1 protein-coding gene is annotated in these 412 nt (G+C 58.7%); it reads left to right on the top strand.

The window, feature by feature from the left end:
* Window positions 1-42: 42 nt before the first annotated feature.
* Window positions 43-412: M10 family metallopeptidase C-terminal domain-containing protein (locus tag AC1D0P_RS30680; RefSeq protein WP_477680181.1), on the top strand; the 370-nt coding region annotated here is incomplete at its 3' end.

Here is a 412-nt window from a genome sequence, read left to right as displayed (position 1 = left end):
GTCGTGTCTTATGCCACGGCAAGCAAGGGTGTAACGGCCAACATGAACACGCCCTCGTCCAACACCGGCGACGCCAAGGGCGATACCTATTCCTCGATCGAACTGCTCGTCGGATCGACCCACGCCGATGTTCTCGTCGGAGACGCCGGCAACAACCTGTTCCAAGCCGGTTCCGGAAATGACGTCATCAAAGGCGGCGGCGGCGACGACCAGATCTACGGCGAAGCCGGCGCGGACGTGCTTTACGGCGGCAGCGGAGCAGATGTGTTCTGGTTTGCCCACGCTTCCGACATCGGGACGTCGAAAAATGCGTGCGATACGATCATGGACTTCAAGCAGTCGGAGAAAGATTTGATCGAACTCTCGCAGATCGATGCCGATATCCATTCCCACGGCCAGCAAGCCTTCAACC

It is taken from the genome of Polaromonas sp. P1_G2, assembly GCF_056405515.1.
This window is presented reverse-complemented; position numbering and strand designations above follow the sequence as displayed.